Raw genomic sequence first — 2,641 nt, 5'->3', positions numbered from 1 at the left:
AGTACCCGGTGTCAGTCGCACGCACCCCGGATGCACGCGCCCCGAATGCACCCGCCCCGAACAACAGCACCCCCCAGAACAAGAACGCCCAAAACGCAAGAGCTCCGCAACACGACACGCGGAGTACCCAGGATGAACCCAGTCACGATCTCCCCCTCGCGCCTGCGCCTAGCCGAAATCGCTTTCTGGCTTGCGCTCGCGTCGAGCTTCTTCCTGCTGCCCGACAAGCTCACCCTCATGAGCCAGATCATGATCTTCGGGCTGTTCGCAGTCTCCCTCGACATGGCCCTCGGCTACGCGGGCATCCTCACCGTCGGCCACGCCGCCTTCTTCGGTGCCGGTGCATACGCAGCAGGCCTGCTCGCCAAATACGGCTGGAGCGAGCCCTTCACCGGCCTCTTGTTCGCGCTCGCCATCTGCGGCCTCCTCGGCTACCTGCTCAGCTACCTCGTCGTGCGCGGCGCCGACCTCACGCGGCTCATGATCACCATCGGCGTCGGCGTGCTGCTGTTCGAAGTCGCCAACCGCCTCTCCGGCATCACCGGCGGCACCGACGGACTGCAAGGCGTCGTCATCGCACCCGTGCTCGGCCTCTTCGACTTCGACCTCTACGGCAAGACCGCTTTCGGCTACGCATTCGGCGTCGTGCTCGCCATGTTCCTGCTCGTGCGGCTGGTGCTGCGCTCGCCCTTCGGCCTGGCGCTGCGCGGCATTCACGACAGCCGCAAGCGCATGCTCGCCATCGGCTCGCCCGTCGAAGCACGGCTGCGCATGGCCTATGCCTTCTCGGCCGCGGTGGCCGGCGTGGCGGGCGCGCTGCTGGCGCAGACCACGCAGTTCGTCGGCATCGAATCGCTCAGCTTCAACCGCTCCGCCGAAGTGCTCATCATCCTCGTGCTCGGCGGCACCGGGCGCCTGTACGGCGGCCTGATCGGCGCCATCGTCTACATGCTGGTGCACGACTGGTTCGCGGACATGAACCCGCAGTACTGGATGTTCTGGCTCGGCATCTTCCTGATCGCGGCCGTCATGCTGGGGCGCGGCGGCATCATGGGTGCGCTGTCGCGCTTCGTTCGCATGGGGAAGACCACGCGATGAGCAGCATCAGCACGACACACACCCTGCGCACGCAGGGCCTGGGCATCCGCTTCGGCGCCTTCCAGGCGGTGAGCGACGTCAACCTGTCGCTCGAACCCGGCGCACGCCAGGCGTTGATCGGCCCCAACGGCGCCGGCAAGACCACGCTCATCAACCTGCTCACCGGCGTGTTCAAGCCCACCAGCGGCAGCATCCACATGGGCGATCGCGACATCACGCGGCTGTCGGGCGACAAGCGCGCGCGCATGGGCCTGGCGCGCACCTTCCAGATCAACACGCTGTTCCCCAGCCTCACGCCGCTGTTGTCGGTGGTGCTGGCCATCAGCGAGCGCGAAGGGCTGGGCGCCACCTGGTGGCGGCCGCTCACGGGCTGCACGGCGGTGTTCGACGAGGCGCATGCGCTGCTCGGCACGCTCAAGCTCGACAGCCTGGCCGACGTGCCCGTGGCCGAGCTGGCCTACGGCAAGCAGCGCCTGCTTGAAATCGCGCTCGCGCTCGCGGCCAGGCCGCGCATCCTGCTGCTCGACGAGCCCGCCGCCGGCGTGCCGGAAGACGAGAGCGGCGAGCTGTTCGAAGCCATCGCGGCGCTGCCGGACGACATCAGCGTGCTGTTCATCGAGCACGACATGAAGCTCGTCTTCCGTTTCTCGCGCCGCATCTCGGTGCTGGTGGGCGGCCGCATCCTCACCGAAGGCACGCCCGCCGAAATCGGTTCCGACCCGCGCGTGCGCGAGGTGTATCTGGGAAGTTCGCATCACCATGTCTGAAGCAAAAAAAGAAGAGGTCCTGGCCTTCGACCACGTCACGGCCGGCTACGGCAATGCCGTGGTGCTCGACCGTCTCGACTTTTCCCTGCGGCAGGGCGAAAGCCTCGCCGTGCTCGGCCGCAACGGCGTGGGCAAGACCACGCTGCTCGAAACGCTGATGGGCAACACCCGCGTGATGCAGGGCACGATCCGCTGGTGCGGCACCGACATCACGCGCTGGCCATCGCACCAGCGCGTGCGCGCGGGCCTGGGCTGGGTGCCGCAGGAGCGCGAGGTGTTCCCTTCGCTCACGGTGGAAGAAAACCTGACGGTGATCGCGCGGCTGGGCGGCTGGAACCTGAAGCGCGTGTACGACTTCTTTCCGCGCCTGCGCGAGCGGCGAGGCAATTACGGCAACCAGCTCTCGGGTGGCGAGCAGCAGATGCTGGCCATCGGCCGCGCGCTGATGACGAACCCGAAGCTGCTGTTGCTCGACGAGCCGATGGAAGGCCTGGCGCCGATCATCGTGGAAGAACTGGCCGCGGCGATCCGGCGGCTGTGCGAGTCGGAGGGGCTGGCGTCGATCGTGGTCGAACAGCATCCGGTGCTGGCGCTGGAGATGACGCACAAGGCCATCGTGCTGGAGCGCGGCACGGTCGTGCACGCGGGGCCTAGCGCGGCGCTCGCGTCCGACAAGGGGCTGCTCGAAGGACTGCTGGGCGTGGGGATTGCCGAAGAGCAGGCTGGCTGAAGTGCCTGCGTTTCGGGGCGGGTGCGGGAGCGGGGTCATTCAGGGC

At 67.6% G+C, this 2,641-nt stretch carries 3 protein-coding genes; all 3 read left to right on the top strand.

The features are described 5' to 3' along the window. Positions 1 to 132: 132 nt before the first annotated feature. The 3 genes from DBV14_RS32805 to DBV14_RS32795 are packed head-to-tail and all read left to right on the top strand — an operon-like array spanning position 133 to position 2,595. A complete protein-coding gene (locus tag DBV14_RS32805) occupies positions 133 to 1,098 on the top strand; it encodes a branched-chain amino acid ABC transporter permease (RefSeq protein ID WP_124466346.1) in 966 nt (321 codons plus the stop codon). Beyond that, a complete protein-coding gene (locus DBV14_RS32800) occupies positions 1,095 to 1,865 on the top strand; it encodes an ABC transporter ATP-binding protein (RefSeq protein ID WP_124466343.1) in 771 nt (256 codons plus the stop codon). The genes DBV14_RS32805 and DBV14_RS32800 overlap by 4 nt, the downstream gene beginning before the upstream one ends. Further along, positions 1,858 to 2,595: an ABC transporter ATP-binding protein gene (locus DBV14_RS32795; protein ID WP_124466340.1), complete on the top strand. Its 738-nt coding sequence runs from the start codon at positions 1,858 to 1,860 to the stop codon at positions 2,593 to 2,595. Before DBV14_RS32800 ends, DBV14_RS32795 begins: the two co-directional genes overlap by 8 nt. Positions 2,596 to 2,641 lie beyond the last annotated feature (46 nt).

It is taken from the genome of Variovorax sp. KBW07 (genome assembly GCF_003852515.1).
Lineage (GTDB): Bacteria > Pseudomonadota > Gammaproteobacteria > Burkholderiales > Burkholderiaceae_C > Variovorax.
Note: the sequence above shows the minus strand (reverse complement) of the source record. Positions and strands in the feature narration are given on the sequence as shown.